This is a genomic window from Clostridium fermenticellae (assembly GCF_003600355.1).
Taxonomy (GTDB): domain Bacteria; phylum Bacillota; class Clostridia; order Clostridiales; family Clostridiaceae; genus Clostridium_AV; species Clostridium_AV fermenticellae.
Genome location: NZ_CP032416.1, coordinates 2,434,320 through 2,453,851 on the forward strand (window position 1 = coordinate 2,434,320; position 19,532 = coordinate 2,453,851).

General features: G+C 31.1%; 19 protein-coding genes and 1 riboswitch. Of the genes, 6 read left to right on the plus strand and 13 right to left on the minus strand.

Annotated features, from left to right (window positions below; translation table 11 throughout):
* Nucleotides 1–602: 602 nt before the first annotated feature.
* Nucleotides 603–1,025, minus strand: a complete 423-nt coding sequence (locus D4Z93_RS11285; protein ID WP_119973609.1) for a YaaR family protein — start codon at nucleotides 1,023–1,025, stop codon at nucleotides 603–605.
* A 176-nt stretch (nucleotides 1,026–1,201) separates the two neighbouring features.
* Nucleotides 1,202–1,400, plus strand: a riboswitch (cobalamin riboswitch).
* Nucleotides 1,401–1,599: 199 nt separating this feature from the next.
* Here D4Z93_RS11285 and D4Z93_RS11290 point away from each other — a divergent pair.
* The 4 genes from D4Z93_RS11290 to D4Z93_RS11305 are packed head-to-tail and all read left to right on the plus strand — an operon-like array spanning nucleotide 1,600 to nucleotide 4,248.
* Nucleotides 1,600–2,274: an energy-coupling factor ABC transporter permease gene (locus tag D4Z93_RS11290; protein ID WP_119973611.1), complete on the plus strand. Its 675-nt coding sequence runs from the start codon at nucleotides 1,600–1,602 to the stop codon at nucleotides 2,272–2,274.
* Between the two features lie 2 nt (nucleotides 2,275–2,276).
* On the plus strand, nucleotides 2,277–2,618 hold the full coding sequence (locus D4Z93_RS11295) for a hypothetical protein (protein ID WP_119973613.1): 342 nt from the start codon (nucleotides 2,277–2,279) through the stop codon (nucleotides 2,616–2,618).
* A 2-nt stretch (nucleotides 2,619–2,620) separates the two neighbouring features.
* Nucleotides 2,621–3,403 (plus strand): cobalt ECF transporter T component CbiQ, encoded by a 783-nt coding sequence (gene cbiQ / locus D4Z93_RS11300; RefSeq protein ID WP_119973615.1) that lies wholly within the window; start codon nucleotides 2,621–2,623, stop codon nucleotides 3,401–3,403.
* Nucleotides 3,404–3,417: 14 nt separating this feature from the next.
* On the plus strand, nucleotides 3,418–4,248 hold the full coding sequence (locus tag D4Z93_RS11305) for an energy-coupling factor ABC transporter ATP-binding protein (RefSeq protein WP_119973617.1): 831 nt from the start codon (nucleotides 3,418–3,420) through the stop codon (nucleotides 4,246–4,248).
* Between the two features lie 360 nt (nucleotides 4,249–4,608).
* Here D4Z93_RS11305 and D4Z93_RS11310 read toward each other — a convergent pair whose 3' ends face one another.
* The 3 genes from D4Z93_RS11310 to D4Z93_RS11320 form a co-directional block, all read right to left on the minus strand.
* Nucleotides 4,609–5,430 (minus strand): ComEC/Rec2 family competence protein, encoded by an 822-nt coding sequence (locus D4Z93_RS11310; RefSeq protein ID WP_199798392.1) that lies wholly within the window; start codon nucleotides 5,428–5,430, stop codon nucleotides 4,609–4,611.
* Nucleotides 5,431–5,541: 111 nt separating this feature from the next.
* Nucleotides 5,542–6,390: a CvfB family protein gene (locus D4Z93_RS11315; RefSeq protein WP_119973620.1), complete on the minus strand. Its 849-nt coding sequence runs from the start codon at nucleotides 6,388–6,390 to the stop codon at nucleotides 5,542–5,544.
* 269 nt (nucleotides 6,391–6,659) lie between these two features.
* Nucleotides 6,660–7,028 carry a hypothetical protein gene (locus D4Z93_RS11320; protein WP_119973622.1) on the minus strand — a complete coding sequence of 123 codons (369 nt, stop codon included), beginning with the start codon at nucleotides 7,026–7,028 and terminating at the stop codon, nucleotides 6,660–6,662.
* 235 nt (nucleotides 7,029–7,263) lie between these two features.
* Between D4Z93_RS11320 and D4Z93_RS11325 the strand changes: the two genes are divergently transcribed.
* Together D4Z93_RS11325 and D4Z93_RS11330 are read left to right on the plus strand one after the other, a co-directional pair.
* Complete coding sequence (locus D4Z93_RS11325; RefSeq protein WP_119973624.1) at nucleotides 7,264–7,752, plus strand: Lrp/AsnC ligand binding domain-containing protein; 489 nt, start codon at nucleotides 7,264–7,266, stop codon at nucleotides 7,750–7,752.
* Between the two features lie 206 nt (nucleotides 7,753–7,958).
* A complete protein-coding gene (locus tag D4Z93_RS11330; protein ID WP_119973626.1) occupies nucleotides 7,959–8,186 on the plus strand; it encodes a DUF378 domain-containing protein in 228 nt (75 codons plus the stop codon).
* A gap of 56 nt (nucleotides 8,187–8,242) precedes the next feature.
* Here the strand turns inward: D4Z93_RS11330 and argH are convergent, their stop codons facing one another.
* The 9 genes from argH to D4Z93_RS11375 all read right to left on the minus strand — a co-directional run bounded on the left by argH (nucleotide 8,243) and on the right by D4Z93_RS11375 (nucleotide 19,294).
* On the minus strand, nucleotides 8,243–9,559 hold the full coding sequence (argH, locus tag D4Z93_RS11335; protein ID WP_119973628.1) for an argininosuccinate lyase: 1,317 nt from the start codon (nucleotides 9,557–9,559) through the stop codon (nucleotides 8,243–8,245).
* A gap of 2 nt (nucleotides 9,560–9,561) precedes the next feature.
* Nucleotides 9,562–10,764 (minus strand): argininosuccinate synthase, encoded by a 1,203-nt coding sequence (locus D4Z93_RS11340; protein WP_119973629.1) that lies wholly within the window; start codon nucleotides 10,762–10,764, stop codon nucleotides 9,562–9,564.
* A 174-nt stretch (nucleotides 10,765–10,938) separates the two neighbouring features.
* Nucleotides 10,939–11,718, minus strand: coding sequence for an amino acid ABC transporter ATP-binding protein (locus tag D4Z93_RS11345; protein ID WP_119973631.1), 780 nt, complete (start codon nucleotides 11,716–11,718; stop codon nucleotides 10,939–10,941).
* Nucleotides 11,719–11,743: 25 nt separating this feature from the next.
* On the minus strand, nucleotides 11,744–12,394 hold the full coding sequence (locus D4Z93_RS11350) for an amino acid ABC transporter permease (RefSeq protein ID WP_119973633.1): 651 nt from the start codon (nucleotides 12,392–12,394) through the stop codon (nucleotides 11,744–11,746).
* Nucleotides 12,395–12,434: 40 nt separating this feature from the next.
* Entirely contained in the window at nucleotides 12,435–13,268 is an 834-nt protein-coding gene (locus tag D4Z93_RS11355) for an ABC transporter substrate-binding protein (protein ID WP_119973635.1), read from the minus strand.
* Nucleotides 13,269–13,686: 418 nt separating this feature from the next.
* Nucleotides 13,687–14,364, minus strand: a complete 678-nt coding sequence (locus D4Z93_RS11360; RefSeq protein WP_162920299.1) for a hydrolase — start codon at nucleotides 14,362–14,364, stop codon at nucleotides 13,687–13,689.
* Between the two features lie 536 nt (nucleotides 14,365–14,900).
* Entirely contained in the window at nucleotides 14,901–15,905 is a 1,005-nt protein-coding gene (locus D4Z93_RS11365) for an isocitrate dehydrogenase (NAD(+)) (RefSeq protein WP_119973639.1), read from the minus strand.
* A gap of 65 nt (nucleotides 15,906–15,970) precedes the next feature.
* Nucleotides 15,971–17,893 (minus strand): aconitate hydratase, encoded by a 1,923-nt coding sequence (locus tag D4Z93_RS11370; protein WP_119973641.1) that lies wholly within the window; start codon nucleotides 17,891–17,893, stop codon nucleotides 15,971–15,973.
* A 27-nt stretch (nucleotides 17,894–17,920) separates the two neighbouring features.
* Nucleotides 17,921–19,294 carry a beta/alpha barrel domain-containing protein gene (locus D4Z93_RS11375; RefSeq protein ID WP_199798441.1) on the minus strand — a complete coding sequence of 458 codons (1,374 nt, stop codon included), beginning with the start codon at nucleotides 19,292–19,294 and terminating at the stop codon, nucleotides 17,921–17,923.
* Nucleotides 19,295–19,532 lie beyond the last annotated feature (238 nt).

The window sequence follows — 19,532 nt, forward strand, 5'->3', positions numbered from 1 at the left end:
CCTCCGGATTAATGTTATATATACAAGGACTACATCCGTAAAACCTTTATAAAGAGAATACAATCATGGAAATTATAATGTAAGTTGACAAATACTATTGCAAGAAAATGAGTGAGATTATATATGATTTATATTTAAATGGAGTAGAGGACTTTTAAATCAATATGGTTATCGCCATAAACCCTTAAAGGCGAAATTATTTTATTGAGCATTTGATTTATAATTTATAAGGACAAACTTAACTCATGCTGCAGAGGTATACTTAGAAACTGAAGACACATCTAAAAAGTTTTTTACATCTCTTGGCGAAGTCTTTTAGAAAAATTTTAGTAGATTATATATGTTTGAGCAAAGCGAGTTTATATAATCTGCTTAAATTTTTAAAAGACAAGCTTAGAGATGTTAAAACTTTTTTAGGGTGCCGGAGTTTGTGAGTATACCTCTGCGGTGTGAGTTAAGTTTGTCCTTATAGCCATATATCTACGATCAATGCTTAATACGTAATATTATGCATTTTACGGACGCAGTTCTTGTATATATAACATTAAATCTCAGAGGAATATTTTATGAATAATACAAATTTTATAATATTAATAATTATCCTATTTGTATATATCCACTAATAAACCAGTTATTTCATCAATAGTTGATGCAACATTAAGATTGTCTTTTTGCTCATTCATAAGCATATTTGTAAGTTCCTCCAGTTTACTGTCTATAGTATCGACCGTTATAAAATACTGAGTCTGCCAAAAACTTATATCCTTCTTAACCTTATACATATGATTTAAAACAGATTTAAGATATTCTTTTATCATACTTTTATATTGTTTTACATCACTATAACATTTAGTTATTGAAAGTCTATTGCCTTTTTTCTTTATATCATCAAACATCTCTTTTAATTGTTCTTCCGATTTTTTTTCCATTTGCGAATTAAAACTTTGAGAAAAATCTTTTTTTACCGAGATCTTTTTTTTCTCAGAAGGCATAACTGAGGTTTTACCAATTCTAGATATCTCCATAAAACTACCTCCATCTCCATAAATTACGACTAATTCACTTAATATATTTATTATATATTAACAGTATAAATGAATTAATTTATTATTTCAAAATAACTTACGATTTAAATTCAAAATTATGCTTATTTCATCAATAACTTTACTTTTCTCCCATTTAATCATATAATTAATACGAATTTAATATTATGCTTATAGGTACTCATATTAAATAATATATGGGTTTAAATGGGAAGTCAAGTGTAATTCTTGTACGGTCCCGCCGCTGTGAAAGAGGAGTTTTTATAAAATACCACTGGAGTATTTCTTATCTCTCCGGGAAGGTTATAAAAATGTTAATTCTTAAGTCAGAATACCAGCCTATAATCACACCATTAACTCTACGAACGATGGGGAGGTGATTAATTGCAGAAATTATAGTTCCTTATAATCGTTTTTTATATAAGGATTTTTTTTGTACTTATTTTCAGGTATGCTCTATAATCAATTACATAATTTATATAAGTAATTTGATGTACAAGCTATTACCTGACCATTTACATTATTAATAATTTTATAATATTGGAGGTCTTTATTTATGCATATTGAAGATGGAATTTTATCACCTCAGGCATGGGGTACATGGTACGTAGTAAGTGCCTTTTTTATTGTTCCCGGAATAAAAGAAATAAAAAATAGGATTAAGGCTAACTTATACTACAAACCCTTCCTGGCTATGATGGGGGTTGCAGTATTTGTTATTTCATGTATGCATTTTCCCGTACCTGTAACAGGTTCATGTTCTCATCCATGTGGCACCCCTCTTGCTGCTATTGTTGTCGGTCCACTTGCAACCGCTGTAATTTCAGCCATATGCTTGTTCTTTCAAGCAATATTTTTAGGTCATGGTGGAATAACCACAATTGGTGCAAATGACTTTTCTATGGGTATAGCAGGTGGAATCTCCGGTTATGTCTGTTGGAAGCTTCTTAGATATTTTAAAAGTCCAATTTGGTTGGCCGCGGCAGTTGCTGGATTTGTTGGTGATATAGTCACATATCTAATTGCAGCACTGGAATTAGCAATAAGTCTGCATGGAAACATACCAATACTAAAGGAATGGATGATATTTTTTGCAGGTTATGGTCCTACTCAAATTCCCCTTGCTATTGGTGAAGCAATATTTACTGCTGTAGTCTTACAAGTTATGGTAAATAGGCGCCCTGATCTAATGCCAAATGTACTCGGGAAAAAATATGAGGAGGTAAAATAATTATGGAAGCAAATTCTAAAACAGATAATAAGAATGTAAAATTTATAGATAATTTTACCAAAAATATTTTAATAGTTGGCTTAATACTATTAATTCTTATATTTATTTCTGGGAAATATATGAGCAGTCATAAAATGGAGGCTGGCGGAACTGATGATAAGGTAAACACAATGGCCTCTGATAAAATAAAGGCAGATAATCATCCATTTATAGAACTGCCTGGAGATGCAGAAGTTGGTGCCTTTTCCGTAACTAATTTTTGTGCAGGTCTTATAGTAGGACATCATTGGGAAAAGTTATTTGGCAAATCAAAATCAAGTAAAAAATCTTTAAAGGAAAACTGATCATGGAAATATCTCCATTTAAAAATATTTCTAATAGAAACAGTTTCTTGAATAACCTGGATGGAAGAGTAAAAACTATTTTATTCTTAACTAGTATAGTAATTACTACTTTTCTTTCTCATTGGTATTTAATAACTTTACTATGGATACTTTCACTGATAGGATACTATACATTAAATATACCATGGAAAAAGCTTTTTAAAAGATTAATTATTCCATTTGGAATAGCATGGATAGTATTTTTGAGCATGCTTTTTACTAATGGCCATACAGTTTTAACCTATATACCATTTGGAAAACATCACTTGAATATTTATGTCGAAGGAATTATGCTTGGGTGTTTACTTTTTTTAAGAATTGTAACTGCAGTAACAATAGCATGTCTCCTATCTTTTAGTACATCTATGATTGAAATCCTAGAAACACTAAGGATATGTAAAATACCCGGTATAATTATTGATCTGGCTGATATGATGTATAGATATGTGTTTATAATTGAAGAAACCTCCCGCAGAATGCATATGGCTCAAATGAGCCGAATGGGTTATGTCGGTTCTTGGTCAAGGCGAATCGCAGATACTGGTAAAATAGCATGCTATGTTTTAATTAAATCTATCGATAAAAGTATATCTATATATAATGCAATGCTGTCCAGAGGTTATTCTGAAGATAGTGTCGAAAACTTGAACTATTTTAATAAACATATACCAAAATTTGATCTTTTAATTAGTATACTGGCTTTAATTTTATTACTTATTTTAGTTGTTATAAATATTGTATTATAAAGAAAGGGTTAGCTATGGAACTTATAAATATAAATAAAGTTAGTTACACATATAGTGATGGAAGCCGTGCTTTAGATAATGTAAGTATGTCAATTAAAGCTGGAGAAAGAATAGCTGTAATAGGCCCGAATGGAGCTGGTAAATCCACCTTATTCCAGCTCTTTAATGGACTTTTAAAGGCAACATCCGGCAGTGTTACAATTGACGGAATGGAAATCCGTAAAAAAAATCTATCTAAGATAAGAAGTACTGTAGGTATGGTTTTTCAAGATTCAGATGATCAGCTTTTTAATTCAACTGTACGTCAGGAGATTGCTTATGGTCTAATAAACATGGGATTATCAGGTGCAAAATTAGACAAAGAAATATATTGGGCATTAGATCTTGTTGATATGAAAGATTTTATTGATAAGAGTCCACATAATTTAAGTGGAGGTCAGAAGAAAAAAATTGCACTTGCAAGCGTACTCGCAATGAAACCTAAAATTTTAGTTTTAGATGAGCCAACTGTTGCTTTGGATCCACGTGGAGTAAATAAACTTATAAAATTGCTTAATAAAATAAATAAAGAACTTGGTATAACTCTAATTTTTGCAACTCATGATGTAGATATTGTTCCGCTGCTAGCCGATCGTATATATGTCCTAAACAGTGGAAAAACCATACTAAGTGGATCTGCATCCGAAGTTTTCTCAAAAAAAGATATACTGAGAAAAATAAACTTACGCTTACCGAGAATAGCTCATTTGATTGAAATCCTTCAAAAAGACGGTTATTTAGATACAAACACGCTTCCATTAACTATAGGTCAAGCAAAACACCTTCTAGAAGAAAAGCTCATATAACTATTATAGGGTTTATAAATGAAAAGCTAATCTATCCACCGGGAGATGCTGCCAAAGGTTAAATTAACCTTTAAATTACAAAAACTATGTATGGTTAATGTATGAAAGCTTAACTTATGCGCAGGCCGGGATTTCTGAAATTAAGGCACATTAAAAAATTCTGTAGTAATGCTCGCGAAGCGTTCTTAAAAATCTTAGTGGATTATATATGTCTGAGCAAAGCGAGTTTATATAATCCACTAAGATTTTTATGAATGCAAGCTTAGACTTACTAGAAATTTTTTACGTGACGTATTTTGGAAATCCCGGCCAGAGCATAAGTTAAGCCTGGAATTACAAACTCTGTATACAATTTCGAGTTTAAAATTGTATATTAACTCTTCCATTTCCTGTAGTTAAATTATGCTTACTTATAACTATATTACCATATATATCAGTCCTAACAACCATGATTCCTCTACGTGATATCCTATTTATAACTCTCATATCCGGAGTTTCAACGCCATTTGACGTTACGATTGCAATTTTAGGATCTATCTTTTCTAAAAACTCATTAGTAGAACTTGTATTTAGTGCATGATGTGGGACTTTAAGCACATCACATTTCTCTAATTTATTCTTTTTTGTCATAAACCTTTCCTCTTCTTTTTCACAATCAGCTGCAAATAAATAATTTATATTATCTATTTCTCCGCATATCATAACAGAATTATTGTTTTCATTTCTACGATTCACTTTATCAGGCAATAAAAATTTCAATTTCATTCTTTTATACTTAAAAGCAGAATTTTTATCTATATATTTTATATTTATATTTCTTTGATTGAGCTCTTTACAAATATCATCTTTAACCTCATTATAATGTTTTGGTAAAAATACATTGTTAACTTTTATATTATCAACTATTTTAATTAGTCCGCCATAGTGATCGTCGTGGTAATGGGTGAGTATTACGCCATCTATATTATCAATTTTCAATTCTTTTAAATATCTAATTATCTTATTGGTATAATATGATGCCCCTGTATCTATAATATAATTCTTATCATCAGCTTTAATTAATATACAATCACTCTGTCCAGTGTCTAAAAAATGAACTCCATACTCACCATGTTTTGCATAAACAGTATCTCCAATGAGTATAAATAGCATAAGGAATATAAATATCTTCTTTTTCACCATACTACCTCCAAATATAACTCTATTAAATATTTAATAGTATATTTAATAAAACTTATATTTATTTTCTGTAGTATAGTTTTTTATATTCAGATAGTAATTAAAATTCGATTTCTAATTTTTCAAAAAAGTTCCTCTACTATCCTGTGTTACCAAATTTCTTTTCATAAGACCACCAAGTGCATTCTTAAAATAGTTTTTGCTCTCTTTAAAAACTTTTCTTATATCTTCAGGGGAACTTTTATCATTATACGGCATATAGCCATCATGTTTCTTTAAGTAATTTAGTATATCATCTTCAAGTGATTTTCTCTCATCTGACGCTTTTTTTCTAGGTGTCAATCCAAGTTTACCATCTTCATATACCTTCTTAACTCTAACTTTTAACTCATACCCTTCTTTCACATTTACAAATATCTCATTTTTCAATATTATTCCTCTATATTTATTATCTAATGCAGCCATTATAGTATTGTTTGTTTGAAATCCGTATACTACACAATTAACCTCGCTTTCAATCTTGTATAATCCATCTGGAGCATTTTCCAAATGCTTATCAATATCAGTAGTAGCTGCTATTCTATTTGTTTTATCAAGATATATGTAGAAAAGGTAATAATTATTTTTTTCTATTTCATACTTCTGTTCTCGCATTGGTACAAAAACATCTCTTTCAAGTCCAAAATCAACAAATGCGCCAATACTTGTTTTGGACACAACTTTTAAATATGCTATTTGATTAACCTCTGCAAATGGCTTTTTCATAGTAGCTATTGGTCTATCTTTAGAATCTCTATATATAAAAACTTCAACTTCAATTCCAACTCTAATATCATCTATAGTTACATTTCCATTTGGCAACAGTATATCATCACTAGTATTTCCTGTATCTGCATCCAAATAATATCCAAAACTTGCTTTTCTTACAATTTTCAAAGTGTTAAATTCACCGATACGAACCATAAGTATCCTCTCCTTATTTATAAATAATCCAATAAATAATCCCACCTTAAAAAGGTGGGATTATAGGCATAAAATTCACTTAAATCTCAGTTAATAATATATCTACAATATATATTATATAACAATATATAAAAACTTACTATATCTTTTTATTAAAGTTTCAAATAATAATATAATTATAGCATAGATAAACAAAAGTCTACAAGAGGGAGCATGTAACTTTTAGGAATTATTTATTTAAAAGGTCTCTAAAATGCTAACAATATGTACTATTTTTTATTTTTTTTATAGTTTTTAGCTCTATTTGGCTTAGGTTTAGGTTTTATAGTCACATCTTTTTTTCTTTTATTCTTAGATGTTGTATCATATATCGCACCTGTATTCAAATCTACAAACCACAGGAAAAACACTATAAACACAACTGATTGCACATATTGCCATACCGTGTTCGCTAGATTATATCTAAAGTATGCAGCCACCATTGGTGGCAAAAAGAACGAAACCACTGCTGCAACTAAGATAATCCATTTATTGGGATGAAGTTTTGAAAGTACATGAATTTTTAGTTGATTATAGACGACCATAAAAACAATCACAAAAAATATTATCTGTAAACTTACTTTTAACCACAAAGGCATATTAAGTCCTCCTTTTTGTATGTCACTAATTATATTATTATATAAATTCAATTATATATCAATACTTTTTTACTTTAATAAAAATATATATGCTCATTTTGAAAATATAATTAAATTATCCCATTAAATATGCTATAATTATAAAAAATAGGCTATAATTAATTATAAACGTTTTTTTATAATAAATTAATTAGTGTAATAATTAGTTTATTATTTGAGGTAGGGAGTGAGTACTATGGGCTTAAAAGTAAATGGATTAGATGATTTAGATCTTCAAATACTAGATATACTAATAAACGATTCAAGAACTCCATTTCTTGAAATATCAAGACAGTGCCACGTTAGCGGAGGTACAATTCATGTTAGAATGAAAAAGATGGAAGATATGAATATAATAAAAGGTACAAAACTTTTAATAGATCCTGTAAAACTTGGATATGATGTATGCTGCTTTATAGGAGTATATTTAGATAAAGCAAAAGATTTTAAAACAGTTGTAGAACAGCTGAGCTTAATAAAAGAGATTGTTGAACTACATTACACAACCGGTGAATATGCCTTGTTTTTAAAAATTATATGCAAAAATATAAATGATTTGCAAAACTTACTGATGAATAGAATTCAAGCTATTGATGGTGTTCAAAGAACGGATACATTTGTTTCTTTGTTCCAGCCAATTGACAGAAATATAGAATTAAACATAAGAAATCATCCTGATGAATAAATTATTTTATTTGTAATAAATTATATTTAATATAATATATATATTACAAAGCATACAAATACACATCCTCTATTCTACAAACATTTATAAGTTGTGGTATTATTACAACTTTACAGGGAAAATTTTCCCTGTTTTTTTATTTTGCTTATAATTTTCTTAATTATGCAAATAATAATTCTGTACAAATCATAAAAGGAGATGTAATTATGAAATCATTAGATACTACCGCATTAATTTTTATAATCATAGGTGCTATAAACTGGGGCTTAATTGGATTTTTTAAATTTGATTTAATTGCTTCCTTGTTTGGTACAATGTCCACATTAAGCAGAATAATATATGCTCTTGTCGGAATATCTGGATTATACTCTCTTTCATTTTTAGGTAGAGAAAGAGACACTAATGAAAATATGGAAAACAGGGAAACTAGATAAAAAGTCAAATAGTCTTTTCTTTAAGAATAGAAAAGACTATTTGACTTTTTATATTTTTATTTCAATTCTCTTTTTATTCCTCTATTTAATGTATTCTGATAGTCGATGAAACTATATACATCTTCTTCAAATAATTCACTAAATTTTTTAAGTTCTTCTAACGATAAATCCTCTATGGCTTTTATATTTTGTTCACAATAAAGTACAATCTCCCCTATTACCTTATGTGCATCTCTAAATGGCATTCCTTTATTAGCAAGATAATCTGCTGCCTCTGTTGCATTTAGAAATCCCTGCTTTACCGATTTAAATGTATTCTTTTCTTTTATTTTTAATGTGGAGAGCATACCACTCATAATTTTCAAGCAGCTTAATACAGTATCTAAGGAATTAAAAAACTGCTCCTTATCTTCCTGCATATCTTTATTATAGGCAAGGGGAATGCCTTTCATAATGGTAAGCAGTGCAATTAATGAACCATATACTCTCCCAGTTTTGCCTCTTATGAGTTCTGCAGCATCGGGATTTTTCTTTTGAGGCATAATACTACTTCCTGTTGAAAACTCATCATCTATCTGAACAAAGTCAAACTCTTTTGTACTCCATAGAATAAGTTCTTCGCTTAACCTGCTAAGGTGCATCATAATTATTGAAAAACAAGACAATAGTTCAATAACATAATCTCTATCACTTACTCCATCTAAAAAATTGTCTACTGGCTTATTAAAACCCAGCTCCCTGGTTGTAAAATTTCTATCTATATTATACGTAGTTCCAGCTAATGCACAGCAGCCTAATGGATTTTCATTCATTATCTCAATTGCATTTCTAACTCTCTTCTTGTCTCTTAAAAGCATATTATAATATGCTAATATATGATGCTTAAAAGTAATTACCTGAGCCCTCTGAAGATGTGTGTAGCCAGGCATTATAGAATCATTTTTATAAGCTAATTCCTTTATTGCAGCCTGCAGCATTTCAATATTATCTATAACCTCATATGCTTTCTTCTTTGCATATAATCTTAAATCTACTGCTACCTGGTCATTCCTGCTTCTTGCAGTATGAAGTTTTTTGCCAACTTCACCTACCCGCTCTATCAAATTAGTTTCAACAAAACTGTGAATATCTTCATAATCTCCATCTATTTTGAGCTTGCCACTTTCAATATCAGAAAGTATTGATTTCAGTCCATTCTGAATAATACTGCATTCTTCCTGAGTTAATATACATGATTTTGCAAGCATCTTAACGTGAGCAATACTACCTTGTATATCCTCAAAGTACAAGGTTTTATCAAAACTTAGAGAACTATTAAAATCCTCCATAAGTTTGTTTTCTGCTTTTTTAAATCTTCCACCCCAAAGTTTCATATTTAACCTTCCCTTTTATCTACAATAGCTTTAATTTTACTTGGAAGAGAGAATATATTTATAAATCCTTCAGCATCCTTGTGGTTATAAAGATCACTTGCTCCAAATGAAGAAACATCTTGATCAAATAATGCATGTGGTGCATCTATACTTGCAACAATAACATTTCCTTTATATAGTTTAAGTTTAACTGTACCTGTGACATTTTTCTGCGTTGTATCGATGAATGCATCAAGTGCCTCTTTAAGCGTAGTAAACCAAAGTCCATCATATACAAGCTCACCATATTTTTGAGATATAATTTGTTTAAAATGAAATGCATCTTTATCTACAGTTAATTCTTCAAGTTCCTTATGTGCTGCATAAAGAATTGTTCCACCAGGTGTCTCATAAACTCCTCTTGATTTCATCCCAACAAGTCTATTCTCGACCATATCCACGATTCCTATTCCATTTTGACCACCTAATTTATTTAATGTTTCAATAAGTTCAACCGGCTTTATATCTTTACCATTTAATTTTTTAGGTATACCATGTTCAAAGTACAAATCAATATATGTAGCTTCGTCCTTTGCAAGTTCTGGTGGCGTAATAGTCATATATAAATCCTGTTTAGGTTCATTTTTTGGATCTTCCAAATCTCCGCCTTCATGACTTGTATGCCATAAATTTTTATCAACTGAATATATCTTTTTCTTAGTTACTGAAATCTCTATTCCCTTAGCATTTGCATAATCTATAGCATCTTCTCTTGATTTTATATCCCATATTCTCCAAGGGGCAATTATCTTTATTGAAGGATCAAATGCTGCTATTCCAACTTCAAAACGTACCTGATCATTGCCTTTTCCAGTGCATCCATGAGCTATATATTTTGCACCCTCGGCATGTGCTATTTCAGTAAGTCTTTTTGCCATCAAAGGTCTTGCAAGTGATGTACCAAGCATATATTTTCCTTCATAAAGAGCATTAGCTTTTACAGCTTTGAATAAATATTGAGTTACAAATTCCTCTTTTACATCTTCTATATAAACTTTTATGGCACCAGTTTTTAAAGCCTTTTCCCTGACTTTATCCATATCATCATCCTGGCCAACATTTATGCAGGCTGCTATAACATCTAAATCATAATTTTCTTTAAGCCATTGAATTATTATAGAAGTATCTAATCCTCCTGAATATGCTAATACAACTTTATCTTTCATAACATTCTCCCTCCAACATTCTGACTTTAATTAAAAGCCAATATTTTATATAAATAATCATAATTAATTTTATATTCTTAAGATTCAAACTATTTAAAGTCTATCTTATAATGATGCTTATTTGTAATAAGTAAAAGCAAGTACTTATTACAAATAAACATTATTCACACATCATTATTTAAGTACTTTTTTCAAAAATTCTTTTGTTCTTTCTTCTTTCGGATGGGAAAATATATCATCAGGTACACCCTGTTCTACTATCTTTCCACCATCCATAAATATAACTCTGTCTGCCACTTCTCTTGCAAATCCCATTTCATGAGTTACAACAACCATTGTCATTCCGTCTTTTGCAAGATCCTTCATTACATTTAAAACTTCTCCAACAAGTTCAGGATCAAGCGCAGATGTAGGTTCATCAAAAAGCATTATATCGGGATTCATAGCCAGAGCTCTGGCTATAGCTACCCTCTGCTGTTGTCCACCGGAGAGTTTAGTTGGATAAAAATCTTCCTTATCCGATAATCCAACCTTAGCTAAAAGTTTTTTAGCCTTATCTAAAACATCTGATTTATTTTCCTTCTTTACAATTGAAGGCGCTATCATTACATTTTCAAGGGCAGTCATATGCGGAAATAAATTGAAGTTTTGAAAAACCATACCCATTTTAGTCGTAATTCTTCTGAGTAATTTCTTATCTTTAGAATTAAGTTCTTCCCCTTCGATAATTACTTTTCCACCATTTATTTCCTCTAAATGGTTTAAACATCTTAAAAATGTACTTTTCCCGGATCCTGATGGTCCAATAACAACTAATACTTCACCTTTTTTTATATCAACATTTAAATTTTCAAAAACAGTTAGGTCATTAAATTTTTTTGTTAAATTTTTAGCCTCTATCATAAACTGCTTGGGGCTAAAATCCACACAGTTATTTACTGCTGTATTCTCCATAATATTTCCTCCTATACTTTTTTAATTAATCATAAACAGAAAGCTTTTTTTCAAATGTAGAAAAAATACCTGTAAATATAGTAGTCATAAGCAAATACAACACTCCTGCAGTAAGAAAAACTTCTATAGGCTTAAAAGTAGTTGCATACATCTGTTGAGCTGACCTCATAAGTTCAACCATAGCTATCGTTGAAACTAATGATGTATCTTTAAGCATAGCTATAAATTCATTTCCTACAGGTGGGATTATCAATTTAAATGTCTGGGGCAATATTATCTTCCTCATTGTCTCTGAATAATTAAATCCCAAAGCTTTAGCTGCTTCAAACTGTCCTTTATCCACTGATTGAATTCCACCTCTTATTATTTCAGCCATATATGCACTGCAATTAAGTGAAAGACCTATTACAGCTGCCTCAAACGGTGTTAACTTCAATCCTATAAACGGTAAACCATAATAAAAGAAAAATAATTGTAAAAGTAAAGGTGTTCCTCTAAATATCCATGTATAGAAACTTGATATAAATCTCAATATAACATTCTTAGAAAGCTTTAAAAGAGCTAAAAGTATACCAAGTATTGTTCCAACAACCAAAGTAATAACTGTTAATTCTACAGTCATAGCACTCCCTTTTAGCAGTATAGGCAATGTATTTATGACAGTTCCTGTGTCCAATATATTCACTCCAATTCAAATTTTAATTTATATCATCTCATTATTTGTATATATCAGTTCCAAACCATTTTATTGAAAGCTTAGAAAGTTCTCCTTCTTTTTTCAATTCATTTACGGCTTTTTGAACTGCACTCTGAAGATCTTTATTTTCCTTTTTAAATCCTATTCCCATTGGTTCTTTCGTAAGATTATCATTCAACACCAAATACTTGCCTTTTTTATCAGAAGCTGACAAATAATATCTTCCAACCGGTTCATCCACTACAACTGCATCTATTCTACCTATTAATAAATCCTGGAGTTCTTCTGTTGTCTTGTCATATTTTTTTACTTCCTTTAATCCCTTCATTTTAGCGGCAACATTTTCACTCGTAGTTCCAAGTCCTACACCAACAGTCTTACCTTTTAAGTCATCTGCTTTTTTTATAGCCGTATTGCCATTTTTAACAATTATAATTTGAGAATCCATTAAATATGGTTCTGAAAAGGCTATTTCCTTCTTTCTTTCATCAGTTATACTCAGTCCTGATATTATAGCATCAAATTTTCCAGTTTTAAGTGCTAAAATTATTCCATTAAAATCAGTAGGTACAAATTCTGTTTTTACTCCTAATTTTTTACCAATAGCATTTGCCATATCTATGTCAAAACCTTTTAATTCATTTTTATTATTTCTAAACTCCATAGGTGGAAATGAATCCTCCAGACCTATTTTTATTACCCCTGCTTTTTTTATATTATCTAATGAACTATCACTGCTTGACTTACTTTGTCCAGAATTACTGGAATTGCTGGAACTACCACATCCTGCAAACAGTGCAGCTGAAAATATAAATATAAACATCAAAGCCATTAGTTTTTTAAATTTTTTCATGATTTTCTCCCCTTTTCAAAATTACTTATTCTTTCCTTAGATAGTATAATAATTATACATCGATTTTTATAAATATGCAATAGTTTATTCTACTTTCGTATATGTATTGTACATATAATCACATAAATATTAATTTACTTAAATTTTTATACATATTATATAAATTAATCAATGTATTTTATATAGTCAAGTGACATTTTTATGTATTATAGGTAAAAGTATATATTCTTTTATAATATATTTTCTATATAGTGCATAAATATCACTGTAATGTTGTAAAGTATTCAACTTAATTATTATATTATATTTATAGATAAAAGTCATCAAAAAATAAGTAGAAATATTTTAATGTCAAATTAAAATTTTCTACTTATTATAATATATCAAATCAATGAATTTATTCAGAATTATGTAATATCTACATATAATCTGCTCTATATTTCTCCATAGTTCCTTTAAATATCTGGCCCGTAGAAGCTGGTGTGTACACAATAGAGTTAGCACCGGCTTCTATAGTTTCCCTTATACTTTCTTCAGTTTTTCCTCCACTTGCAATTATTGGAAATTCGTTGTATCTACTTCTAATACTTCTAACAACACTAGCAGTATTTTTACCGGCAGATACATTAAAAATTGTAGTCCCAGCCTCAATTCTTTTATCCAGGTCTTCCTTTTCCGACACAACAGTTACAACTATTGGACTATCTATTGTATCTCTTACTCCTCTTATAATATCATTTGGAGTGGGACTGTTTACAACAATTCCCATTGCCCCTTGAAATTCAGCATCCAATGCCAAATTTATAACCCTTTTTCCAGTAGTAAGTCCTCCACCAACTCCACAAAAAACCGGTACATCTGATGCAGTTATGAGTACATGAGTTATGAGTGGCTGAGGTGTAAAAGGATAAACCGCAAATATTGCATCCGCATTATTATTTTTAATAACAGCCACATCCGTAGTAAATATGAATGATTTTATCCTCTTTCCAAATACTTTAATGCCGCTCGCTTCTCTTATTACCTCGGGCATATTTATCATATGACTTCTAAGAATTCCCTTTATAGTTGGTACGTATTTAGTATTTTTTGCCATGAGCTCTACCTCCATATCATTTCTTTATATAATATTTTATTACAATTTTTCTAAACTAACCAGTAATTTTATGCTAACATCATAAAGTTAATTTATTACAAAGAATCTTTTTGCCATTTTTACAGATTTCCTGGCACCTTTAACATAAAAATCTGCTCCTGTCATATCTGCATATTTATACTTAGGGGAGATAAACTTACTTTTCAACTATAAACTCTATATAGGGTTTGTAATTCCAAGCTTAACTTAGCCTCTAGCCGGGATTTCTAAAATTTAGGCACATTAAAAAATTTTGTAGTAAGTATTAGCGGGGAATTCTTAAAAGTCTTAGTGGATTTTATATGTTTGAGCAAAGCGAGTTTATAAAATCTGCTTAGACTTTTATAAACGCAAGCTTAGACTTACTAGAAATTTTTTACGTGACGAATTTTGGGAATCCCGGCTAGAGGCTAAGTTAAACTTTCAGTTACAAACCTTAAATAAAAAAGCCACTTCTATAAGAAAGCAGCCTTAAATATTACCTTAATACTTCATTATTAATTATTCATCTCTTCTATTATAGCACTTGTAAATTCTGAAGTAGAAGCACTTCCACCTAAATCACATGTAACACACCTTCCATCGGCAAGTACCTTCTGAACAGCTTTTTCTATTTTATCTGCTGAATCAAATTCTTTTATGTGTTTAAGCATCATAACTCCTGATAAAATAGCAGCAGTAGGATTAGCTTTCCCTGTTCCAGCTATGTCTGGTGCTGATCCATGCGCAGGTTCAAAAATAGCATAATCTTCTCCTATGTTTGCTCCAGGAACTAAACCGAGTCCACCCACAAGTCCAGATGCCATATCTGATAAGATATCACCATAAAGATTAGGCATTACGAGTAAATCATAATTTTCCGGGTTTAATACAAGCTTCATGCTCATAGCGTCAACTATGACACCTTCAAATTCAATTTCTTTATATTCTTTAGCTATATTTCTCGCACACTTCAGAAAAAGTCCATCCGATAACTTCATTATATTTGCCTTATGGACTGCTGTTACCTTCCTTCTATTATTATCCTTTGCATATTCAAATGCAAATTTCACAATCCTATCACTGGCCTTTTTAGATATTATCTTAATACTTTCTGCTATATCTTCACTTACCATATGCTCTATTCCAGCATATAAATCTTCTGTATTTTCCCTGAATACAACAATATCAACATTCTTATACCTTGATTTCACACCTTTGTAAGTCTTTATAGGTCTTACATTTGCATATAAATTCAAAGTTTTTCTAAGGGTGACATTTACACTTCTAAATCCCTTTCCGATCGGAGTAGTAACCGGCCCTTTAAGCGCTATTTTATTTTTCTTTATACTATCTATAATATAATCAGGAAGGGGAGTACCATACTCTTCAATAACCTCAAATCCGGCTTTTACAATATCCCATTTGATATTTACTCCGCTTTCATCTAAAACTTTCTTTGCCGCCATAGTCACTTCTGGACCAATTCCATCTCCTAAAATGAGAGTAATATTATGTGTCAAATCCTACACCTCCAAAGTTTAAAAAGTAATATGCATCCATTAATAATAAGATTTCAGCTTATACACTATTTATTACTTTTTACTAAATTTAAAAGTCCGCCTAATTTTATCATGTTTTTTTGCCTGTCTGTAATTTCTAAAAGCATACTGTATTCTTCATTCTTAGTTTTATTCTTTACTATAACCCCGGAATTATTAACCTGATCTAAAGCATTCTCTATAACAAGCTCATCCATCTCATCAATTTTATCATAATCCTTTAAATCCTTAAATACCAAAGGTATTATTCCGTTATTTATCAAGTTTGCTTTATGAATTCTGGCGAATGATTTAGCAAATACAGCTTTTATACCCAGGTATAATGGTGCTAACGCTGCATGTTCTCTGCTCGAACCCTGTCCATAATTACTCCCTGCAACTATAAAACCGCCATTATTTTCTTTTGCCTTTTTAGGAAAATCCTTATCACATGGTGTCAAACAATATTCAGATAAATACGGGATATTGGACCTATATGGCAAAAGCTTAGCATTAGATGGCATTATATGATCAGTAGTTATATTATCTAAAACCTTGGTTAAAACCTTGCCTACTACAATCTCAGATAAAGGTTTTGCCTTTGGAAATGACTTTATATTAGGCCCTCTAACAACCTTAACTTTATCTGGATCATCTGAAGGTGCAACTATCATATTATCATTTAATAAGAATTCCTCCGGAACTTTTATTTGAGCATCACATCCAAGTTCTCTAGGATCTGTTATATGACCTGTCAGTGCAGAAGCTGCCGCAACTTCAGGGCTCACTATATACACCTGTGCCGAAACCGTTCCTGATCTTCCCTCAAAATTTCTATTAAATGTCCTAAGAGATACCGCATCAGTTGAAGGCGATTGTCCCATTCCAATACATGGTCCGCATGCACATTCAAGTACTCTGGCTCCAGCTGCTACCATACTTGAAAGTGCACCATTTTGAGCCATCATGTTCAGAACCTGCCTTGAACCAGGTGAGATGACCAAAGATACATTTTCAGCTACAGTCTTACCTTCAAGTATTTTAGATACCTTCATCATATCAACATATGATGAATTGGTACAGCTTCCTATGCAAACCTGATTTACCTTAATATTTTTAAGCTCAGATACAGGTACAACATTATCAGGGCTATGAGGGCATGCTGCTAAAGGTTCAAGCTCAGACAAGTCTATTTCTATTTCTTCATCATAAGTTGCATCACAATCTGCTTTTATTTCAACAAAATCTTTTTCTCTCCCTTGAGCCTTTAAAAATGCATGAGTAACCTCATCGCTTGGAAATATTGATGTCGTTGCTCCAAGTTCTGCCCCCATATTAGCAATAGTTGCTCTCTGAGGCACAGTTAAAGTTTTAAGGCCATCTCCTGTATATTCAAATATCTTTCCAACTCCACCTTTTACTGTCAATCTCCTTAAAATTTCAAGGATTATATCTTTTGCTGCAACCCAAGGTACAAGACCTCCTTTTAAATTTACTTTTACAATTTCAGGCATATTTATATAATACTCTCCGCCTCCCATTGCCACAGCAACATCAAGTCCACCTGCTCCAATTGCAAGCATTCCTATTCCGCCGCCTGTAGGTGTATGGCTGTCAGAGCCAAGTAATGTATCACCTGGTATTCCGAATCTTTCAAGATTTACCTGATGGCATATACCATTTCCCGGTCTTGAAAAATATATGCCATGCTTTTTTGCAACAGTTTGAATGTAAAGGTGGTCATCTGCATTTTCTGGTCCTGATTGGAGTATATTATGATCTACATAAGCAACTGATTTTTTAGTCTTAACTTTATCTATTCCAAGTGCTTCAAATTGAAGATATGCCATGGTACCAGTTGAATCCTGTGTCAAAGTTCTATCTATTCTTATAGCAATTTCACTCCCCTTGACCATCTTTCCTTTCACAAGGTGTTTTTTTATTATCTTTTGTGCAATATTAAGTCCCATTATAGTACTACCTCCATTTAAATATATTTAACTCGCTCTAGTGTTATTTTTTTCTATAATCTCGGGCATAAGCTTTTCCACTAACAACTCTAACTCATTATTTCCTATTATTGTCGTCCTGCCATCAACATACTGCTGATCAACCCATTCCTTTATAACTTCAATCCTAGGATCCTTCTTATCAATCTTTTCCTCACCTTTTAATCTGTAATATGTGTCTATCCATGCAGCTATTCCAGCAAGTCCTGAATATTGATTTACAGCCACAACTACAGGCCTGCCAAGTATCTTATCCGTATCAAATATATTGTAAATTTCCTCATCCTTTAATATGCCGTCTGCATGTATACCAGCTCTTGTCACATTAAACTGCCTGCCAACAAAAGGAGTTCTAGGAGGTATATCATATTTTATCTCATTTTTAAAATATTGAGCTATTTCAGTTATAACATGTAAATTCATGTTTTTCGTTATTCCTTTTAATTGCCCATATTCAAATATCATAGATTCTAGTGGACAATTGCCAGTTCTTTCACCAATTCCCAAAAGTGATGTATTTATAGCAGATGCGCCATACAGCCAAGCTGTAGTAGAATTAGTAACAACTGCATTAAAGTCATTATGGCCATGCCATTCTATCATTTCTGAAGGAACTCCACAGTTCACTTTAAGACCATGTATCAATCCCTGAACACTTCTTGGAAGTGATGCGCCTGCATACGAAACACCTAGTCCTAAGGTATCACAAACTCTTATTTTTATCGGAATTCCAGATTCCTTAGAAAGTTTCATAAGTTTATTAACAAACGGCACTACAAATCCATAGAAATCAGCTCTTGTTATATCCTCCAGATGACATCTTGGACGTATTCCATTGCTTAAAGCTTCTTCAACTATTTCTAAATACATATCCATAGCCTGTTGTCTTGTTTTACCTAGTTTTTTAAATATATGGTAATCTGAACAAGACATAAGCATTCCTGTCTCTTTTATTCCCATATCTTTTACCAATTTAAAGTCCTGTTTATTAGCTCTTATCCACGAAGTAACTTCAGGAAATTTATATCCCCTTTCCATACACACTGAAGCAGCTTCTCTATCCTTTTCAGTATATAGAAAAAATTCTGTCTGCTTTATAATTCCTGAATTATTATCAAGTTCATGAAGATAATCAAAAATTCTAATTATCTGTTCGGCTGAATAAGGTGGCATTGATTGTTGTCCATCTCTAAAGGTAGTATCTGTAATCCATATATTCTTAGGTAAATCCATAGGCACCTGAATTTGATTAAAAGTAACCTTAGGAATTTCTGAATAGGGAAATATATCTTTATAAAGATTAGGAGTCTCCACATCTTGTAAAACATGCTCATACGAAGATTTTTTTATAATATTCATAATACCCTCCAAAATTATATTTATAAATTATTGGCCTGTTCTTTTAAAGACCTATTTTGCAATAATTATGCCATAAAAATGCAAGATTAGCTACTTTGCAGAGCTATACGAAATTTCTTGTAAATTTATATTTATTCATTTTTGGTGAATATTTATTCGTAAATTACGTTGTTTCGTAATAATTAAAGTATAATTATGCTTATATTGTAACATTTTTATTTAATATAAGCAAATAAAAATT